The sequence below is a fragment of the Bradyrhizobium sp. 930_D9_N1_4 genome (genome assembly GCF_052076015.1).
Lineage (GTDB): Bacteria > Pseudomonadota > Alphaproteobacteria > Rhizobiales > Xanthobacteraceae > Bradyrhizobium.
Map to the genome: position 1 here is coordinate 7,068,333 of NZ_CP197236.1, position 16,776 is coordinate 7,085,108.

A 16,776-nucleotide genomic window follows, 5' to 3' on the forward strand; every position below is an offset into this window, starting at 1 on the left:
CTTGATCAGGATTTGCCGTAGGAGCCCTGGTAGCGGCCCTCGCGGATCGCCTTCATGGTCTCCTCCTCGCGTGCGACCTGGGCGCGCACGGCTTCCAGCAGCGCCGCTGCGCCTGCGGCCGGAAACGACACCACGCCGTCCTCGTCGCCGACCACGATGTCGCCGGGCGAGATCACGCTGCCGCCGATCGACACGGGTACGTTGATCTCGCCGGGACCGTTCTTGTAGGGGCCGCGATGGATCACCGCGCGGGCGTAGCAGGGAAAGTCGTCGGCCGCGAACGATGCCACATCGCGGATCGCGCCGTCGATCACATAGCCTTCGGCTTTGCGCCATTGCGCGATGTTCTTCATGATCTCGCCGACCAGCGCGCGCGTCTCGTCGCCGCCGCCGTCGACCACGATGACGTCACCCGGACCGACCAGCTCGAGCGCGCGGTGAATGGCGAGATTGTCGCCGGGACGGGTGCGCACCGTGAAGGCCGTCCCGACCAGCTTAGCCCCGCGATGATAGGGCTTCAGCCCCACCGCGCCCGGCAGCCGGGCGAGATTGTCCGAGATGACCGAGGTCGGCGCCCCGCGAAAGCCCTCGATGATCTCGCGGGACGGTTTGGGCACGCTGTTTGCTGCGATGGTGATCGTCATGTCAGAAAGTCCTTTCGTGAATTTTCTTATTCGGCGTGCGCCCGCGTCTTCGCCGGCATGATCCGGAAGGCGCGCCCTTCCTTCATCCACGACGCACGTTCGTCGCGCAACAGTGTTCTGCGAACCTTGCCTGAATCATCACGCGGCGGAGCGCTGACCATCTCAAAGCTCTCGGGATGCTTGTAGCGGCTGAGCCTGTCCTTCAGGAAGTCTGCCATGCCGTCCGCGATCGCCTGGCCGTCCGCATCCGGCTCCGGCTCGATGATCGCGTGCACGCGCTGGCCCAATTCCGGATCCGGCAATCCCACGACCACGCAGGAGCGCACGCCGGGGGCCTCCGAGACCGCCGCCTCGATCTCGGCCGGATAGATGTTGGCGCCGCCGCGCAGCACCATATCGGCGAGGCGGTCGCCGAGATAGAGATAGCCTTCCGCATCGAGCCGGCCGATGTCGCCGAGCGATTCCCAGCCGTCCGTGCGGCGCTTCGGCTCGGCGCCGAGATAATGATAGGTGGCGTCCTTGCCGTCATTGTTGAGGAAGTAAATCTCGCCGGTCTCGCCCGGCGCGACGTCGTTGCCGTCCTCGCCGACGACACGCAGCTTCGCCATCTCGCCGATCTTGCCGACCGAGCCCTTGTGCGTCAGCCACTCCGTGCCGGAGATGATGCAGGAGCCCTGGCGCTCGGTGCCGCCATAGAGCTCCCAGACGCGCTCAGGTCCGAGCCAGGCGATCCAGTTTTCCTTCAGCCAGGGCGGCATGGGCGCGGCCATGTGGAAGACGGTCTGCAGGCTCGACAAATCGTAGGCGTTGCGCACCTTCTCGGGCAGCGCCCAGATCCGGTGCATCATGGTCGGCACGAAGTTGATCCACTGCACGCGTTCTTGCGCGATCTGGCGCAACGTCTCCTCGGCGTCGAACTTGACGAGCCCCGTGAGCTGGCCGCCGGTGAACAGCGCGTAATGCGACACGATGAACGGCGCATTGTGGTAGAGCGGACCGGGATTGAGCAGCGAGACGCCGAAGGGAATATTGAGCGGCGGCGCGGCGACGGTGTCGAACACCGCCGGCTGATGATCGAGGATCACCTTCGGGCGGCCGGTCGAGCCGCCTGAGGTCATGGCCTTCCAGTAACGGGCCACCGGCGGATCGAGCGGCTCGTCCGAAAAGCCTTCCGGCGCGAAATCAGCAGGCAGACGGTTCGGGGCATTCCAGTCAGCCTCGCCGCCAACCACCAGCGCCGGCTTCAAAATGTCGAGCACCGCCGCGGCCTCGCCGCGCGGCAGCCGCCACGACAGCGAAGTCGGCGTCGCTCCGCACTTCCAGACCGCAAACGAGGTCTCGAAGAACGCATTGCCGTTGGGGAGACCGATTGCGACAAAATCGCCGGGCTTCACGCCCTTGGCCATGAACGCTCGCGCGCGCCGGTTGGCGCCGCGCTCGAGTTCGTCCCATGTCAGCGTGTCCTGCCCGTGACGGACGGCGATCGTGCCTTGCGGTTTGCGTTGAGCGTACCAGCGCGGCACGTCGGACAGGGGCAGCAGCATCAGGCGTTTCCACTTCGTCTTCTTGGCGCCGCCTCAGGATGAGGCCCATCGCAGAGTGAAGTGTAACAGCCGGAGCCGATGCTTCAAGGCATCAGCGCTCGGCCTCACAGCCCGGAATATCGAACAGCGCCGCGAGCCCGCATTTCGAGGTCAGCATCTTGTCGCCGTCGTGGCCGACGCCGGCGACGTCCCACACGCGGTGATTGGGCGTGCCGCGGTCGCGCTTGGCCATTGCGTCCGCATAGGCATGGCCGCGGGCGTAGCGAAAAGGGCCTTGCGCCTCGGCCATGCAGCTCTTGTCCAGCGCGGAATGCTTGGGATTGGTGTCGAGCGTGCCGAGCAGATAGATCACCTCGCGCTCGACATAGCGCTGCTCCAGCGCCGCCGGCGTGACGTTCGCAAGATAGGGCGGTCGCCCGTCCATGCCGTATTTCCAATTGTTGAAGCCCGGACAGGACGCGGCGATCTTGGGCACGGGCCGCTGGTCGCCGAAATAGGCGTAGGAGGAGGGATTGGCGACGACGTAGCGGATGTCGATGTGCTGGCGCGACAGCGCCGCCTCGCCTTTGCCGGCAATGGCGTAGCGCTGCACCACCTGGCCGCCGCCGGAATGGCCGGCGACGACGACCTGCTTCAGGTTCGGGAAGACGCGCCGGTCCGCGAGCTTTGCCAGGATCGCATCGAGCGCCTCGAACGACGACACCGGATTGGGCGCCAGCGCCGCGTCGCCGCCCTCCCATCCCTCCAGCGACCAGCGCAGCGTGTCCGCCGGCAGCTTGTACGCGTCGATGTCGACCTCCGCCAGGAACTGCGGCACGATCATCAACGCACTCTTGCCGAAGTCGCCCGCGGCACCCTGCGCGGTATGAGCCGACATGTAATACTCGTCGGCATTGCGCAGGCGTCCGTGCAGCACGATGATCGCCCGTGAGACCCCCGGCAGCGGCATCGACCAGTCGCTGGAGAGATAGAGCGGGAGCATGCCCTGACCGCCGACCGACAGCCGCGCATCGGCAATCGCCCTCACCGGCTTGCGATTGGGCGCATTCTCGTCGGCGGCGAACGCGTGGCTGGAAAGGAGCGCCACCGCGATTGCGGCGAGACGGGCCAACGCTCTCATGACGGATAGTCCCCTTCGAATTCAAATCGACAAGAGTCTAAGCGCATCGCGGGCCGCGCGGCTGTGACTCCGGGGCCACGTCAAGCAAAAAATGTCAGCATTGCAGCCATGGAATTCCCGGGTTCCACGGGTGACAAGCCGGCGATAAAGGGGCAAAAATCCGGCTCGACTCAGTTCGGGTTGAGTTTTCTAGGGAATGCTCTCGTAAAATGTCGTCCGTGGTTGCATCGCGTCGTGCGGCGCTTCTCGTTGCCGCAGCAGGATTTTTTCTGCTGACGCCGTCGCATGCCCAGGCACAATGGTGGAAGCGCGCGCCCGTCGACTTCGAGGAATGCGCGGATGCCGCCGAAAAGGCCGCAACCAAGACCGAGAAGACATCCGCGCTTGCCAGCTGCAATTCCAAGTTCGCCGGCCGCCGCAAGACCGGCGGCGGCTACTCCTATTACGATTTCCTCCAGGACCGCACCTTCGACATCGCCGGCCCCAATCCGACGCCGGAGGAGCAGAAGAAGATCGACGAGTCCTACACCGCCTATCTCGCCAGTCAGCGCCGCAGCAATGAAGTGGCCCAGGCCGCGATGCGTCAGCAGCGCGAGCAGCAGGAACAGCAAGCGCAGCAGCTTCAGCAGGTCGCACTCCGCACCGAGGTCGTCGCACGCGTCCCCGTCCCGGTGGAGCGGCCGAAGGTGCTGCAGACCGTAGGTCAGCGGCCGAAGGGTGCGTCCTGCGCCAAGGGCTCATTCTCCTGCGAATGGCCCCGGCTGTCGGAAAGCCTGAACGACCTGAAAAAGCTGTTCAACCCGACGCCGAGCAAGCCGGCGAAGAAGGGCTAGCCACAGCCACAGTCTTGTAGGGTGGGCAAAGGCGCGTTAGCGCCGTGCCCACGTGATCGATGTGGTGGGCACGCTTCGCTTTGCCCACCCTACGACAGCCAAGGGTGTGGCTTCAATTCGGCTGCTTCTTCTTGCTGCGCTTCGATTTGGCCACCGGCACACTCTCCGGCGCCGTTGTCGCCGGCGGCCCGCCCAACGCCTTTCGGCTCTCCTGCAATCGCGCGTCATAGCCGGGAGAGTTCATCACCGTCGGCGGCCGGGCGTGAGCGAGCGTCGATGCGACGCAGAGCGCGGCCAGCGCGAGAGCGGTCGTCCAACAACGCCTCATCGCATCCTCCATCGCACTCAAGCGACCCCGCGGATCTGCTGCGGTGTCAGCCCCGGCGGGCCCTTGCCCGCGACTTCTGCCTCCTTGATCAGCGCAACAATGCGGCGCATCAGCGGCACGGCGACATTGTTCTGCTCGGCAAGCGCAATGACCGCGCCTTGCAGATAGTCGATCTCGGTCTTGCGGCCCTGCTTCAGATCCTGCCACATCGAGGAGCGCGCCTCGGGATCGATCTTCATCGCGCGTCCCAGGATCGCCTTGAAGATTGCATCGGGCAGCCTCAGCATTGTCGGCGTCCAATTCGCCGGGATCGGCGTTGACGAGACCGGCGCAATGCCGGCGGCCTTCAGCGCTGCCAGCCCCTCGGCCATCTGGTCCGCGAACAATCTTCGCCAGTCGCGGTTTGCCAGTTGGGCTGCGAGCGGCATGTCGGAAAGCGCGCTGAGCGCGTTGTTCAGATTGATGATCAGCTTGCCCCATTGCACGCCGGTGATGTCCCGGCTTGCGCGCATGGCGAGGCCGGACACCGACAGCGCCGCGGCCGTATTTTCCGCGTCTTCGCCAATATGAATGTCGCCGGAGGTCGAGCGATGAAAACGTCCCTCGCCCATCGCGATCACGTTGAACGGCACCATGCCGGCGAGCACGCGGCGGCCGTCGAGGCGCTCGCGCAAGACGGCGACATTGCCGACGCCGTTCTGAAGCGAAACGATCACGGCATCCTCAGGCGCATGCTGGGCGATCTGGTCCGCGACATCGGCGGTGTCGGCGCTCTTCACCGTCACCAGCACGATTCCCGCGCTGTGGAAGATCGCGGGGTCCTCCGACAGCGCGAGCTGGCCTGGGTCGAGCTTGTTCTCGGAGCCGTCGAAATCGGTCAGCCGCAGGCCGAACCGCTCGATCTCGGTCTTCACCCGCGGCCGCACCAAGAGCGCGACGCGGCGGCCTGAGGCCGCCAGCCGGCCTCCGACGAAACAGCCGATGGCGCCCGCACCGGCCACCACGATCGATCGATCCGTAACCACGAGACCTCGCTCCCCTTAACGACCCGCCTTCGATAGCAGAGGCAACGCCGGCTGCCCATGGAACGGTTGCGGCGCAATCGCCTTGTAACCGTCATGAGAGCCCCATATGTTTTCGCCCTGGGGGCAGTCAGCGGCGAGCGATCGCCGACGAGCACGCCAAAGGAGAGCACCATGGGTCTACTCGACGTCCTCAACGGCATGCAGAACGGCCCGCGCGGCCAGAGCACGCCCAGCTCCGAGCAATCCTCCGGCGGCATGTCGCCGATGACGATGGCGATCATCGCCCTGCTCGGGTGGAAGGCATTCAAGCATTTGACCGCGGGCCAGTCCGGCGCAGCGCCGCAGCAATCCCCGACGCCGACGCACCTGCCCCCGCCGGTGAATGCGGGTGCGGGCGGCGGTCTCGGAGGCGCGCTCGCTGGCGGCGGCGGCCTCGGTGACCTCCTCAAGGGCGGCCTCGGCGGCCTGCTCGCCGGCGGTGCGGCCGGCAGCGTGCTCAGCGGCGGACTCGGCGACCTCCTCAACCAGCTCCAGCAGGGTGGCCACGGCGATGCCGCGAAGACCTGGGTCGGCAAAGGTGAGAACAAGGCGATTGCGCCCGGCGATCTCGCGAGCGCCCTCGGCGCCGACCAGATCGAGAGCCTGACCGCCCAGAGCGGCCTGTCGCGCGAGGACCTGCTTTCCGGCCTCAGCCAATACCTGCCGCAGGTGGTCGACCATCTGACGCCGGACGGGCGGCTGCCGACCGAGAACGAGCTCTCGGGTCGAATCTGATTTTAGTCAAAGCGAGGGGAGCATCGTCATGAGCATGGGCGGCCTGTTGTGGATCATCGTCGTCGGTTTCGTCGCCGGCCTCATCGCGCGCTGGCTGGCGCCGGGACCGAACAACCCGAGCGGCTTCATCCTCACCACCATCCTCGGTATTGCGGGTGCGTTTCTGGCGACGTTCGTCGGGCAGGCGATCGGACACTACAGTGCCGATCAAGGCGCCGGCTTCATCATGGCCACGATCGGCGCAGTGGTGGTGCTGTTCATCTGGCACCGCCTGGTCGCGAGTGGCGTGATCAAGGGGTGATACAAACTCGCTATCGTCCCGGGGCGCGCGTAGCGCGAACCCGGGACCCATAACCACAGGGAGAAGTTTGGTGAAGACTCGGAGTGACCAGTCTGCCGTCAAACTTCTCCCTGTGGCTATGGGTCCCCGCCTGCGCGGGGACGACATCTCGTGTGACGCGCGGAGCGCGCCATCACTCACGTAATCAAATGCATCCCCGCGTCCATGCGCACGACCTCGCCGGTCATGTTGCTGGAGGCTGGCATCGCCAGGAAGCAGACCAGCTGTGCGATGTCCTCGGCGGATGAGGCGACCTTCAGCGGCACCTTCGCCACCACGCTGTCGCGGACCTGCTTGGCGCCGGCCTCGCCACGGCCCTTGGTGAACCAGGGCGTGTCGATATAGCCGGGGCACACCGTGTTGACGCGGATCAGCGGCGCCAGCGCGCGCGACAGCGACAACGTCATGGTGTTGAGCGCGCCCTTGCTCGCGGCATAGGCGATCGACGAGCCGACGCCGCTGATGCCGGCGACCGAGGACACGTTGACCACCGCGGACGGCCGCTCCGAGGCCTTCGCACCGGCTTCGAGCAGGCTGCGCGCCGCGCGCACCATCTGGAACGGGCCGATGGTATTGACGCCGTAGAGGCGCTGGAAATCTTCCGCCGACAATCCGTCGAGATCGGCATGGGCAACATGCTTGGTAGTGCCGGCATTGTTGACGAGGATGTCGAGCCGGCCCCAGCCGCTGGCGGCCGCAACGATTCTGCGGCAATCCTCATCCTTCGACACGTCGCCCTGCGCGACCAGCACTTCGGCGGCACCGGCCTTGCGGCAGAGTTCTGCCGTGGCCTCGGCTTCGGTCTTGCTCGACGAATAGTTGATGACGAGCCGCGCCCCGCTCGCTGCGAGAATTTCAGCGGTCGCCGCACCAAGTCCGGATGCGGACCCCGTCACGATTGCGCACAAACTGTCCTTGGCCATCCGGATTTCCTTCCCCTTGATTGACTGCGAGCTTCTAGAGCTGGCCCTGTTTAGCGAGTTTGCCGCGCCCTGCAAATCGAGCAAACTCCGCTAAGCGGAATTAGTCCAGACCGCTCCTCGCCCCAGGGTTCTTGCCCATGCCGGAGCCGCAGATGGGCCTGCGATCAACGCTTGTCAGGGCCATGGCTTTTTCGGATCATCGGGCGCAAGAAGAGACCGCGCGCCACCGACCGGGCAGGACGCGCCAATGGCAAAACACGGGGAACGCTGTGGCGGAGAGTGACAATATCGTCGTCGAGACCGCGGAGAAGATCTTCGCCGATCTCGCCGATCCGCAAACCGTCAACAACGACAAGAAGGATTCGTGGCGAGCGCCGCTGTGGCAGGCGCTGAGCGAAGCCGGCTTGCCGCTCGCCTGGGTGCCCGATGATCTCGGCGGCTCCGGCGCGAGCCTCGCCGACGGCTTTGCGCTGCTCAACGCCGCCGGGCGTTTCGCCGTCGCGGTTCCCCTGGCCGAGACCATGCTGGCAGGCTGGCTGCTGGCGCAGGCGAAAATCGCTTCACCCGAAGGTGAGATGACGGTGCTACCGGCGAGCCCGAGGGACCGCATCACGCTCGATGCCGACGGCGCCCTTTCCGGCCGCGCGCGCGGCGTGCCCTTTGCGAAAGCGGCCAAGCACTTTGCGGTGCTCGCGCATGGCAAGAACGGCGTTTCCATCGCGCTGGTCGATGCCGCGAAAGGCCGGATCGAATCCGGCCTCAATGTCGGCTACGACCACAGCGATATCGTGACGCTCGACAAGGTCCAGCCCGTCACCATCAAAGGCGCGCCTGATGGCTTTGACCAGACCACGATGATGTTGATGGGCGGCGTCGCGCGCAGCCTTCAGATCGCGGGCGCGCTGGAAGCGATGCTCGACATCTCCGTGCGCTATTCCAACGAGCGCGTCGCCTTCGAGAAGAAGATCTCGAAATTCCAGGCGGTGCAGCACAATCTCGCCCGCCTCGCCGGCGAATCCGCCGCGGCGCTTGCGGCGGCGACATCCGCCGCCGATGCCATCGCGAATGCAACATCGTTCGACGACGAAGTCTATCTCGAAGCCGCCTCGGCAAAGATCCGCTGCGCCGAAGCCGCGGAGAAAGGCGGCGCGATCGCGCATCAGGTGCATGGTGCGATCGGATTCACCAACGAGCACATCCTGCATCGCTACTCGCTGCGCGCATTGGCGTGGCGCGACGATTTCGGATCGGAAAGCCACTGGGCCGTCGAGCTCGGCAAGTTGGTCGCCAACCGCGGCGCCGACGAATTGTGGCCGCTCGTGGCTTCGCGCTGACCGGGAGACGAAACACATGACCGCTGCCCTCCGTTTCGATCCGATCCGCCTGCCCGAGAAGTGCGAACAATTGCGCAAGGAAGTGCGCGCGTTCCTCGCCGAAGAGATCGCCGCCGGCACCTTCGATCCGCACAAGCCCAACCGCGAAGACACCGACGCGCCGGAATTCTCCCGCCGGGTCGGTGCCAAGGGCTGGCTCGGCATGACTTGGCCGAAGAAATATGGCGGCCAGGAACGCTCCTTCCTCGAGCGCTACGTCGTGACCGAAGAGATGCGCGTCGCCAATGCGCCGACGCGGCGCTTCTTCGTCGCCGACCGCCAGAGCGGGCCGGTGCTGATCAAATACGCGCCCGAGCATATCAAGATGGACATCCTGCCGCGGATCTGCCGTGGCGAGATCTGCTTCGCGATCGGCATGAGCGAGCCGAATTCGGGCTCAGACCTCTTCGCGGCCAAGACGCGCGCGACCAAGACCGACGGCGGCTATCTCATCAACGGCACAAAAATCTGGACGTCGTCAGCGCATATCGCCGACTACATGATCGCGATCTTCCGGACCTCGCAGCCGACCAAGGAAAACCGCCGGCACGGCCTGACGCAGTTTCTGGTCAAGATGAAGCAGCCGGGCATCCAGGTGAATCCGATCGGCCAGATCACCGGCCAGTACGAGTTCAACGAGGTCGTCTTCACCGACTTCTTCGTCCCCGAGGATCACGTGCTCGGCGAAGTCGACGGCGCGTGGAAGCAGGCCACATCCGAGCTCGCCTATGAGCGCTCCGGCCCCGAGCGCTTCCTCGAAACCTATTACGTGCTGACCGAGCTGGTCCGCGCGGTCGGTCCGAACCCGGACACGCGCAGTGCCGAAGGCATCGGCCGGCTGGTTGCGCAGCTCCACACCATGCGGCGCATGTCGGTCTCGGTTGCCGGCATGCTGCAGGCCGGCAAGGAGCCCGTGGTGGAGGCGTCCATCGTCAAGGACATCGGCACGGTCTGGGAGCAGCAGCTTCCGCACCGCGTGCGCGATCTCGCCGCCTTCGTCGAGGAGACCGCGACCAACCGCGAGACGCTGGAGCGGCAGCTCGACTTCGCCATCAAGACCGCACCGAAACTCACCATCCAGGGCGGCACCACCGAGGTGCTGCGCGGCATCATCGCGCGCGGACTTGGTTTGCGCTAGTCGCGCGGACCGGCCTCCATTAACATTTCGAGGACATCATGAGCACCTACACAGACATCGGCGTCGAGAAAGTCGGACACGTCGGCACCATCGAGATCCGCCGCCCGCCGCTGAACTTCTTCGACATCTCGCTGATCAACCAGATCGCGGATGCGCTCGACGAGTTCGACCGCGATATCGAAATCCGCGCCTCCGTTCTCTCGGCGCAGGGCAAGGCGTTCTGCGCGGGCGCGAACTTTGGCGATCCGGCGCGGCAGGCGCAGGAAGCGCGCGAAGCCGAGAAGAAGGGTGACCCCGCCGACAGCCTCGGCGCGATCAACCATCTCTACATCCAGGCCGTGCGCATCTTCCGCGCCAAGAAGCCGATCGTCGCCGCCGTGCAGGGCGCGGCCATCGGCGGCGGCCTGGGCCTCGCGGTATCCGCCGATTTCCGCGTCACCTGCCCCGAAGCGCGCTTCGCCGCCAACTTCACCAAGCTCGGCTTCCATCCCGGCTTCGGCCTGACCGTGACGCTGCCCGAGCTGATCGGCAAGAACAACGCCGAGCTGATGTTCTACACCAGCCGCCGCGTCACCGGCGAAGAAGCGGTGAAGTGGGGCCTCGCCAATGTGCTGGTGCCGCAGGACCAGGTGAAGGCGGGCGCGATGAAGCTCGCCGCCGAGATCGCTGAATGCTCTCCGCTCGGCCTGCTCTCCACCCGCGCGACGATGCGCGCCGGATTGGCCGATCGCGTGATGGCCCAGACCAACCACGAGCTCGCCGAGCAGACCCGGCTGCGTGCGACGGAAGATTTCAAGGAAGGCGTGAAGGCGACGGAAGAGCGGCGCGCGGCGAATTTCAAGGGAAGGTGATTGCAGCGGCGTTTCGCCGTATCACTGTAGCGCTTTCACAAACTCCCCTGTCGTCCCCGCGAAAGCGGGGACCCATAACCACAGGGAGTAGTCGTAGCGCGAGCGGACAACTCCGAGTCTTCGCCAAATTACTCCCTGTGGTTATGGGTCCCGGATCTGCGCTGCGCTTGTCCGGGACGACAGCCGGTGTGTTGGTAATCGCTCAAGCCACAAGCCGGAACGTCACGCCGCTCAGCAGGAACTCGTTCCCCGCGACCGCGAGCCCCTTCGCCTTGGCGGCATGCAGCACGCTCGCGACATCAGCCACCCGAAACTCCAGCGCGCTCATGATCTCGCTGGCGCCCTTCACGAAGCGAAAGGTCGCGTTCGGCAGCTTCAATTCGGCATCGCCACTCGGCGCAATCCCGATGATCTTGCCCCAATGCTCCGCCAGCCCCTGCGGATCCGGGCTCTGCATCTCCACCGCCGTCAGCGCCTGCGTCACGTCCTTGCGGATGGACTTTTGCCAATCCGGCCCGGCTGGCGGATATTCACCCAGAATGTCGTCGCTGCCTTCGGTGTGGTTGAACTCGATGAAGGCGGCACGGCAGTCGCGCGGGTGAAGCTGCACGCCATGATAGGGCGCGTGGTCGATGACGTTCGCCGTGCGCACGCCCATCGCATTGGCGTTGCGGCCGCGCTCGTCCGGATCGTCGCAGCAGAAGATCGCCATGTAGCCGCCGCGGCCGCCGGTCTTCTCGATGAAGCGGCCGGCCGTAGTGCCGTCCTGGAACGGCGCGACGACCTCCAGCATGATCGTATCGACCGGGAGCAGCGCGTTCTCCAGTCCGTATTTTGCGACATTGCCGTCCTGGTAGCAGACGGAAAGCCCCATGATCCCGGCGATATCGGAGATGGCAGGCGCCAACTGCGGCGCGACGAGACAGATCTGCCGCAGCCGCATGTAGGGCGCCATGGTCATGCCCCCTTGAAGGCGGGCTTGCGCTTCTCGACGAAGGCCTTCGCGGCCTCCTTGTGGTCCTCGGTATCGCTGCAGCGGGTGTGATGGATCGCCTCGCCGTCGAAGCAATCCTCCAGCGGCAGATGCTCGGCATTGTTGATGTTGCGTTTGATGAAGCCCAGCGCGATCGACGGGCCTTGCGCCAGCGACAGCGCGAGCTCGTGAGCTGCGGTTTCGATCTCGGCATCGGCAACCACCTTCGTCACCATGCCGATCGCATGCGCTTCCTTGGCCGTCAGCACCGGCGACATCAGATAGAGCTCGCGCGCCCGCGCGCTGCCGAGCAGCTGGGTCAGGAAATAGGTGCCGCCGTAATCGCCGGAGAAACCGACCTTGGCGAAGGCCGTCGTGATCTTGCAGGATTCGCTGGCCACGCGCAGATCGCACGACAGCGCCATCGAGAGGCCGGCCCCGGCCGCCGCGCCATCGAGCTGCGCCACCACGGGTTTCGGCATCTGGTGCAGGATGCGCGAGACCTCCATGCCGCGACGCAGGTTCGCCATCTTCACTTCGAACGGCAGCGGCGCACGGCCTGCCGCCATCGACTTGACGTCACCGCCGACGCAGAACGATCCGCCGGCGCCCTTGAGCAGCACGGCACGCACCTCGGGATCGTCGGCCGCGCGGCGCGCCGCCTCGACCAGGCCTGCGACCATCTCCGGGTTGAGCGCGTTCTTCCGCTCGGGACGGTTCATCGTGATGGTGAGCAGCCCGCCTTCGAGCTTTTGCAGGACCATGTCGTTGCTCATGGGACGTTTCCCTTGTTGTTGTTTGGCTCGTTCAATCGCCACACCCGTCATTGCGAGGAGCCCGCGACAAATTGCGAAGCAATTTTGCGCTGGCGACGAAGCAATCCAGAGATGTTTCTGTGGAGACAGTCTGGATTGCTTCGCTTCCGCCGTCGCTCTTCGAGCTATGGCGGACAAGTCGCTCGCAATGACGAGACCTATTTCTTCACCAGCGGGCAGCGCGACTGCTCGAGCGGCTGGAACGCTTCGCTGCCGGCCACGGTGGCGAGCAGCTTGTAATCGTCCCAGCGGCCCTTGGATTCCGACGGCTTCTTCACCTCGAACAGGTACATGTCGTGGATCATGCGCCCGTCCTCGCGGATCTTGCCGTTCTTGGCAAAGAAGTCATTGATCGGCGTCTCCTTCATCACCTTGATGACAGTGGCCGCGTCGGTCGTGCCGGCCGCCTTCACCGCCTTCAGATAGTGCGTGATGGAGGAATAGACGCCGGCCTGCGCCGAGGTCGGCACGCGCTTCATGCGCTCCATGAAGCGCTTCGAGAACGCGCGCGTGTCGTCGTTGAGGTCCCAGTAGAAGGCTTCGGCGAGCAGCAGGCCCTGCGCCGTCTCCAGCCCGATCGAATCGATGTCGGAGACGAAGGCGAGCAGCGGCGAGACCTTCTGGCCGCCCTTGGTGATGCCGAACTCGGCCGCCTGCTTGATGGCGTTGACAGTGTCGCCGCCGGCATTGGCGAGCCCGATCACCTTGGCCTTGGAGGCCTGGGCCTGAAGCAGGAACGACGAGAAATCCGAGGTGTTGAGCGGATGGCGCACGCTGCCGAGCACCTTGCCGCCGGTCTTGGCGACGACGGCGCTGGTGTCCTTTTCCAGATCCTGGCCGAAGGCGTAGTCGGCCGTGAGGAAGTACCAGCTGTCGAGACCCGATTTCACGGCCGCAAGGCCGGTCACGTTGGCCTGGCCGTAGGTGTCGAACACGTAGTGGATGGTGTAGGGACCGCAGGCCTCGTTGGTGAGACGGATCGAGCCCGGCCCGTTGAACATGATGATCTTGTTACGCGCTTTCGCGATCTCGCCGGCGGCAAGTGCGGTTGCCGAGGCCGCGACGTCGTAGATCATCTCGACGCCCTGATTGTCGAGCATGTCGCGGGCGATGTTGGCGGAGAGGTCGGCCTTGTTCTGATGGTCGGCCGCCAGCACCTGGATCTTGCGTCCGAGCACCTCACCACCAAAATCCTCGACGGCCATCTTGGCCGCCATTTCGCTGCCGGGGCCGGTGATGTCGGCATACAGGCTCGACATGTCGAGGATGCCGCCGATCTTCAGTGGCGGTTTGTCCTGGGCCTGCGCGGCGGCGCTCGCAGTCAGGGCAAACGCAGCGGCAAAAATGCCCGACAAAATATGCTTCATTGGAAAAGACCTCCCTTTATCGCCTGTCTCTGATGGCGGCTTGGTTATTGCTCTTGGCAATCGCTGTTGCCGCAATCATGCCGCATGAGCAAGTGCGCAGCAAGCGCGAGCGGCGTTGCAGGCATGCGATTGCCGCCATGTTTTCCGCAAAGCGGAATGGCGGCGTGCGACGAAATGTTTCCGCGTCGTCATTGCGAGCGCAGCGAAGCAATCCAGAGTCCCTCCGTGGAAAGATTCTGGATTGCTTCGCTGCGTTCGCAATGACGGAATGTGAGGAAGCCTCTTCGCGACCCGCCACGCTTGAGTTAAGACTGACGTGAACCGCAACCTCTCCGGGCAACGTGACGCGACTGCTTCATCTCATCGTCGCATTTCTGCTCATCGCGGGTCACAGCGCGTTCGCCACACCGTGCCAATTCGAAACGCAAGGCGATGGCCGCGTCGCAGGAATCGTCGATGCACGCAGCGTCCGCCTCGATGACGGCCGCGAGATCCGACTGACTGGAATCGAGTCCACGGCGACGACGAAGCAGGCGCTGATATCGTTGCTCGTCGGCCGCGACGTGTTGCTGCGCGGCACTGACGACACGCCGGACCGTTACGGCCGCCAGGGCGCATTCATCTTCATCGGCGAGAACGACACCTCGGTACAGGCCGCCCTCCTGGCCCAGGGCGACGCCATTGCCTCCGCCGAAATCACGGACAAGACCTGCGCGGCGGCGCTGATGGCGTCGGAGGCCGAGGCGCGGCGCCAAAAAAAGGGCAACTGGGCTGACCCGTCGGCCATAAAAAACGCGGAAAGTCCGGACGATATTTTGGCCGGGATAGGGCGCTTTATGGTGGTCGAGGGCAAAGTCCTGTCGGTCCGGCAAGCTGGGGCAATGACCTACCTCAACTTCGGACGGAACTGGACACGCGGCTTTGCCGTGACTATTTCAAAGCGCGTAGGTGCGACCTTCGAGGGCGCCGGGATCGCACTTAAGTCTCTGGAAAATCGACGGATTCGAGTCCGGGGCTGGGTCGAGGGGAATGCGGGGCCGCGGATCGAATTGCGCCTCTTGGGACAGATTGAATTGCTGGGCGCAAGCGAGCCTACTGGGGTACGGCCTTAACGGCCAGGCACGGGTTAAGCGACGTGAATGGGGTGCTAGAACGGCACGGACGAGGTGATTGCCGCCGCCTGCGAGCTGCGCCGGCCGTGCTTTGCCTTGTGCTGGGCACAGCCCTCGCCGGCTGCGGTGACATGAACCGGTTCCAGACCGCAGCCGCCCCGCCGACCGTGGCGATGCCGAAACCCAAGCCGGCCGTCGCCCAGACCCCCGCCACCGAGAAGGAGCACGAGCGCATCCTGGCGAGCTATGGCGGCACCTATGACGACCCCCGGCTCGAATCGCTCGTCAGCAAGACCGTCGACCGGCTGGTCGCGGCCTCCGACCGGCCCGACCAGGGCTACAGGGTCACCATCCTCAATTCCGGCGCGGTGAACGCGTTCGCGCTGCCGAACGGCCAGCTCTACGTCACGCGCGGATTGCTTGCGCTGGCGAGCGACACGTCGGAATTGTCCTCCGTGCTCAGCCACGAGATGGCGCATGTGCTGTCCAAGCACGCGGCCATGCGTGAGGACCAGGCCCGCCAGGCCGCGATCGTCACCCGTGTCGTCACCGACATGAGCAATGATCCCGATCTCACCGCGCTCGCACTCGCCAAGACCAAGCTCACCATGGCGAGCTTCTCGCGCAATCAGGAGTTCGAGGCCGACGGCATCGGCGTCGGCATTTCCGCCAAGGCGCATTTCGACCCCTATGGTGCGGCCCGCTTCCTCTCCGCGATGGAGCGCAATGCCGAGCTGAAGGCCGGCAAGACCTCGCTCGATCCGCGCGCGCAGGATTTCACCTCGTCGCATCCGGCAACGCCTGAGCGCGTGCAGAACGCGCAGACCATCGCACGGCAATATGCGGCGCCCGAAGGCGCGGAGCGCGATCGCGAGACCTACCTCGCCGCGATCGACAACCTCGTCTATGGCGAGGACCCCAGCGAAGGTTTCGTCCGCGGCCGGCGCTTCCTGCATCCGAAGCTCGGCTTCACCTTCCAGGCGCCGGACAATTTCACGCTCGACAACACGGCGCAGGCGGTGATCGGCGTACGCGACGGCGGCTCGCAGGCGATGCGCTTCGACGTCGTGCGCGTGCCGGCCGAGCAGTCGCTCGGCGATTACCTGAATTCCGGCTGGATGGAGGGCGTCGAGAAGGCATCGACCGAGGACATCTCGATCAACGGTTTCCCGGCCGCGTCCGCCACCGCCAAGGGCGACCAATGGTCGTTCAAGGTCTATGCGCTTCGCTTCGGCAGCGACGTCTATCGCTTCATCTTCGCGGCACGGCAGAAATCGACCGAGAGCGAGCGCAACGCCCGCGAGACCGTCAATTCATTCCGCCGCCTGACACTTGAAGAGATCCAGGCCGCGCGCCCGCTGCGCATCAAGGTGATCACCGTGCAGCCCGGCGACACCGTGGAATCGCTCTCGCACCGCATGGCCGGCGTCGATCATCCCGCCGAGCGCTTTCGCGTGTTGAACGGCCTCGATCGCAACGCGCAGGTGAAGGTGCGAGATCGCGTGAAGGTGGTGGCTGATTGAGGCGCATTATTGAGCCACAAACTCCGCTGTCGTCCCGGACAAGCGAAGCGCAGATCCTGGACTCATAACCACAGGACAGAGCTTGGCGAAGAC

17 protein-coding genes are annotated in these 16,776 nt (G+C 65.1%); 8 read left to right on the top strand and 9 right to left on the bottom strand.

The genetic code is table 11. The features are described 5' to 3' along the window. Positions 1-5: 5 nt before the first annotated feature. The 3 genes from AB7532_RS33605 to AB7532_RS33615 all read right to left on the bottom strand — a co-directional run bounded on the left by AB7532_RS33605 (position 6) and on the right by AB7532_RS33615 (position 3,308). A complete protein-coding gene (locus tag AB7532_RS33605; protein WP_441238936.1) occupies positions 6-644 on the bottom strand; it encodes an RraA family protein in 639 nt (212 codons plus the stop codon). A gap of 26 nt (positions 645-670) precedes the next feature. Further along, positions 671-2,188, bottom strand: a complete 1,518-nt coding sequence (locus tag AB7532_RS33610) for an AMP-binding protein (RefSeq protein ID WP_441238937.1) — start codon at positions 2,186-2,188, stop codon at positions 671-673. A 91-nt stretch (positions 2,189-2,279) separates the two neighbouring features. Further along, positions 2,280-3,308 (bottom strand): alpha/beta hydrolase, encoded by a 1,029-nt coding sequence (locus tag AB7532_RS33615; RefSeq protein ID WP_441238938.1) that lies wholly within the window; start codon positions 3,306-3,308, stop codon positions 2,280-2,282. A gap of 209 nt (positions 3,309-3,517) precedes the next feature. Between AB7532_RS33615 and AB7532_RS33620 the strand changes: the two genes are divergently transcribed. Then, positions 3,518-4,141, top strand: coding sequence for a hypothetical protein (locus AB7532_RS33620; RefSeq protein ID WP_441238939.1), 624 nt, complete (start codon positions 3,518-3,520; stop codon positions 4,139-4,141). A gap of 112 nt (positions 4,142-4,253) precedes the next feature. Here AB7532_RS33620 and AB7532_RS33625 read toward each other — a convergent pair whose 3' ends face one another. Beyond that, on the bottom strand, positions 4,254-4,469 hold the full coding sequence (locus AB7532_RS33625) for a hypothetical protein (protein ID WP_441238940.1): 216 nt from the start codon (positions 4,467-4,469) through the stop codon (positions 4,254-4,256). Positions 4,470-4,486: 17 nt separating this feature from the next. Beyond that, positions 4,487-5,494: a 2-dehydropantoate 2-reductase gene (locus AB7532_RS33630; protein WP_441238941.1), complete on the bottom strand. Its 1,008-nt coding sequence runs from the start codon at positions 5,492-5,494 to the stop codon at positions 4,487-4,489. A gap of 171 nt (positions 5,495-5,665) precedes the next feature. Here AB7532_RS33630 and AB7532_RS33635 point away from each other — a divergent pair, with 171 nt between their 5' ends. Both AB7532_RS33635 and AB7532_RS33640 read left to right on the top strand, forming a co-directional pair. Further along, positions 5,666-6,268 (top strand): YidB family protein, encoded by a 603-nt coding sequence (locus AB7532_RS33635; RefSeq protein WP_441238942.1) that lies wholly within the window; start codon positions 5,666-5,668, stop codon positions 6,266-6,268. Positions 6,269-6,296: 28 nt separating this feature from the next. Then, a complete protein-coding gene (locus AB7532_RS33640) occupies positions 6,297-6,569 on the top strand; it encodes a GlsB/YeaQ/YmgE family stress response membrane protein (protein WP_441238943.1) in 273 nt (90 codons plus the stop codon). Between the two features lie 176 nt (positions 6,570-6,745). On the opposite strand, the gene AB7532_RS33645 is transcribed toward AB7532_RS33640, so the two are convergent. After that, positions 6,746-7,531 carry an SDR family NAD(P)-dependent oxidoreductase gene (locus tag AB7532_RS33645; protein WP_441238944.1) on the bottom strand — a complete coding sequence of 262 codons (786 nt, stop codon included), beginning with the start codon at positions 7,529-7,531 and terminating at the stop codon, positions 6,746-6,748. 269 nt (positions 7,532-7,800) lie between these two features. Between AB7532_RS33645 and AB7532_RS33650 the strand changes: the two genes are divergently transcribed. The 3 genes from AB7532_RS33650 to AB7532_RS33660 are packed head-to-tail and all read left to right on the top strand — an operon-like array spanning position 7,801 to position 10,893. Further along, the gene (locus AB7532_RS33650; protein WP_441238945.1) at positions 7,801-8,865 is read left to right on the top strand and encodes an acyl-CoA dehydrogenase family protein; all 1,065 of its coding nucleotides are present in this window, start codon (positions 7,801-7,803) and stop codon (positions 8,863-8,865) included. Positions 8,866-8,881: 16 nt separating this feature from the next. Next, a complete protein-coding gene (locus tag AB7532_RS33655; protein ID WP_441238946.1) occupies positions 8,882-10,042 on the top strand; it encodes an acyl-CoA dehydrogenase family protein in 1,161 nt (386 codons plus the stop codon). 38 nt (positions 10,043-10,080) lie between these two features. Next, a complete protein-coding gene (locus AB7532_RS33660) occupies positions 10,081-10,893 on the top strand; it encodes an enoyl-CoA hydratase/isomerase family protein (RefSeq protein WP_441238947.1) in 813 nt (270 codons plus the stop codon). 202 nt (positions 10,894-11,095) lie between these two features. On the opposite strand, the gene AB7532_RS33665 is transcribed toward AB7532_RS33660, so the two are convergent. The 3 genes from AB7532_RS33665 to AB7532_RS33675 all read right to left on the bottom strand — a co-directional run bounded on the left by AB7532_RS33665 (position 11,096) and on the right by AB7532_RS33675 (position 14,048). Next, on the bottom strand, positions 11,096-11,848 hold the full coding sequence (locus tag AB7532_RS33665; RefSeq protein WP_441238948.1) for a hypothetical protein: 753 nt from the start codon (positions 11,846-11,848) through the stop codon (positions 11,096-11,098). Positions 11,849-11,850: 2 nt separating this feature from the next. Next, positions 11,851-12,642: an enoyl-CoA hydratase gene (locus AB7532_RS33670; RefSeq protein ID WP_441238949.1), complete on the bottom strand. Its 792-nt coding sequence runs from the start codon at positions 12,640-12,642 to the stop codon at positions 11,851-11,853. A 197-nt stretch (positions 12,643-12,839) separates the two neighbouring features. Next, the gene (locus tag AB7532_RS33675) at positions 12,840-14,048 is read right to left on the bottom strand and encodes an ABC transporter substrate-binding protein (RefSeq protein WP_441238950.1); all 1,209 of its coding nucleotides are present in this window, start codon (positions 14,046-14,048) and stop codon (positions 12,840-12,842) included. A gap of 341 nt (positions 14,049-14,389) precedes the next feature. Between AB7532_RS33675 and AB7532_RS33680 the strand changes: the two genes are divergently transcribed. Beyond that, the gene (locus AB7532_RS33680) at positions 14,390-15,160 is read left to right on the top strand and encodes a thermonuclease family protein (protein WP_441238951.1); all 771 of its coding nucleotides are present in this window, start codon (positions 14,390-14,392) and stop codon (positions 15,158-15,160) included. Positions 15,161-15,291: 131 nt separating this feature from the next. After that, positions 15,292-16,683, top strand: coding sequence for a M48 family metalloprotease (locus AB7532_RS33685; protein ID WP_441238952.1), 1,392 nt, complete (start codon positions 15,292-15,294; stop codon positions 16,681-16,683). Positions 16,684-16,776 lie beyond the last annotated feature (93 nt).

Coding starts and splice junctions, on each gene's coding strand:
- AB7532_RS33605 (WP_441238936.1), bottom strand. CDS start 644: ATGACGATCACCATCGCAGCAAACAGCGTGCCCAAACCGTCCCGCGAG.
- AB7532_RS33610 (WP_441238937.1), bottom strand. CDS start 2,188: ATGCTGCTGCCCCTGTCCGACGTGCCGCGCTGGTACGCTCAACGCAAA.
- AB7532_RS33615 (WP_441238938.1), bottom strand. CDS start 3,308: ATGAGAGCGTTGGCCCGTCTCGCCGCAATCGCGGTGGCGCTCCTTTCC.
- AB7532_RS33620 (WP_441238939.1), top strand. CDS start 3,518: ATGTCGTCCGTGGTTGCATCGCGTCGTGCGGCGCTTCTCGTTGCCGCA.
- AB7532_RS33625 (WP_441238940.1), bottom strand. CDS start 4,469: ATGAGGCGTTGTTGGACGACCGCTCTCGCGCTGGCCGCGCTCTGCGTC.
- AB7532_RS33635 (WP_441238942.1), top strand. CDS start 5,666: ATGGGTCTACTCGACGTCCTCAACGGCATGCAGAACGGCCCGCGCGGC.
- AB7532_RS33640 (WP_441238943.1), top strand. CDS start 6,297: ATGAGCATGGGCGGCCTGTTGTGGATCATCGTCGTCGGTTTCGTCGCC.
- AB7532_RS33645 (WP_441238944.1), bottom strand. CDS start 7,531: ATGGCCAAGGACAGTTTGTGCGCAATCGTGACGGGGTCCGCATCCGGA.
- AB7532_RS33655 (WP_441238946.1), top strand. CDS start 8,882: ATGACCGCTGCCCTCCGTTTCGATCCGATCCGCCTGCCCGAGAAGTGC.
- AB7532_RS33660 (WP_441238947.1), top strand. CDS start 10,081: ATGAGCACCTACACAGACATCGGCGTCGAGAAAGTCGGACACGTCGGC.
- AB7532_RS33665 (WP_441238948.1), bottom strand. CDS start 11,848: ATGGCGCCCTACATGCGGCTGCGGCAGATCTGTCTCGTCGCGCCGCAG.
- AB7532_RS33670 (WP_441238949.1), bottom strand. CDS start 12,642: ATGAGCAACGACATGGTCCTGCAAAAGCTCGAAGGCGGGCTGCTCACC.
- AB7532_RS33675 (WP_441238950.1), bottom strand. CDS start 14,048: ATGAAGCATATTTTGTCGGGCATTTTTGCCGCTGCGTTTGCCCTGACT.
- AB7532_RS33685 (WP_441238952.1), top strand. CDS start 15,292: ATGAACCGGTTCCAGACCGCAGCCGCCCCGCCGACCGTGGCGATGCCG.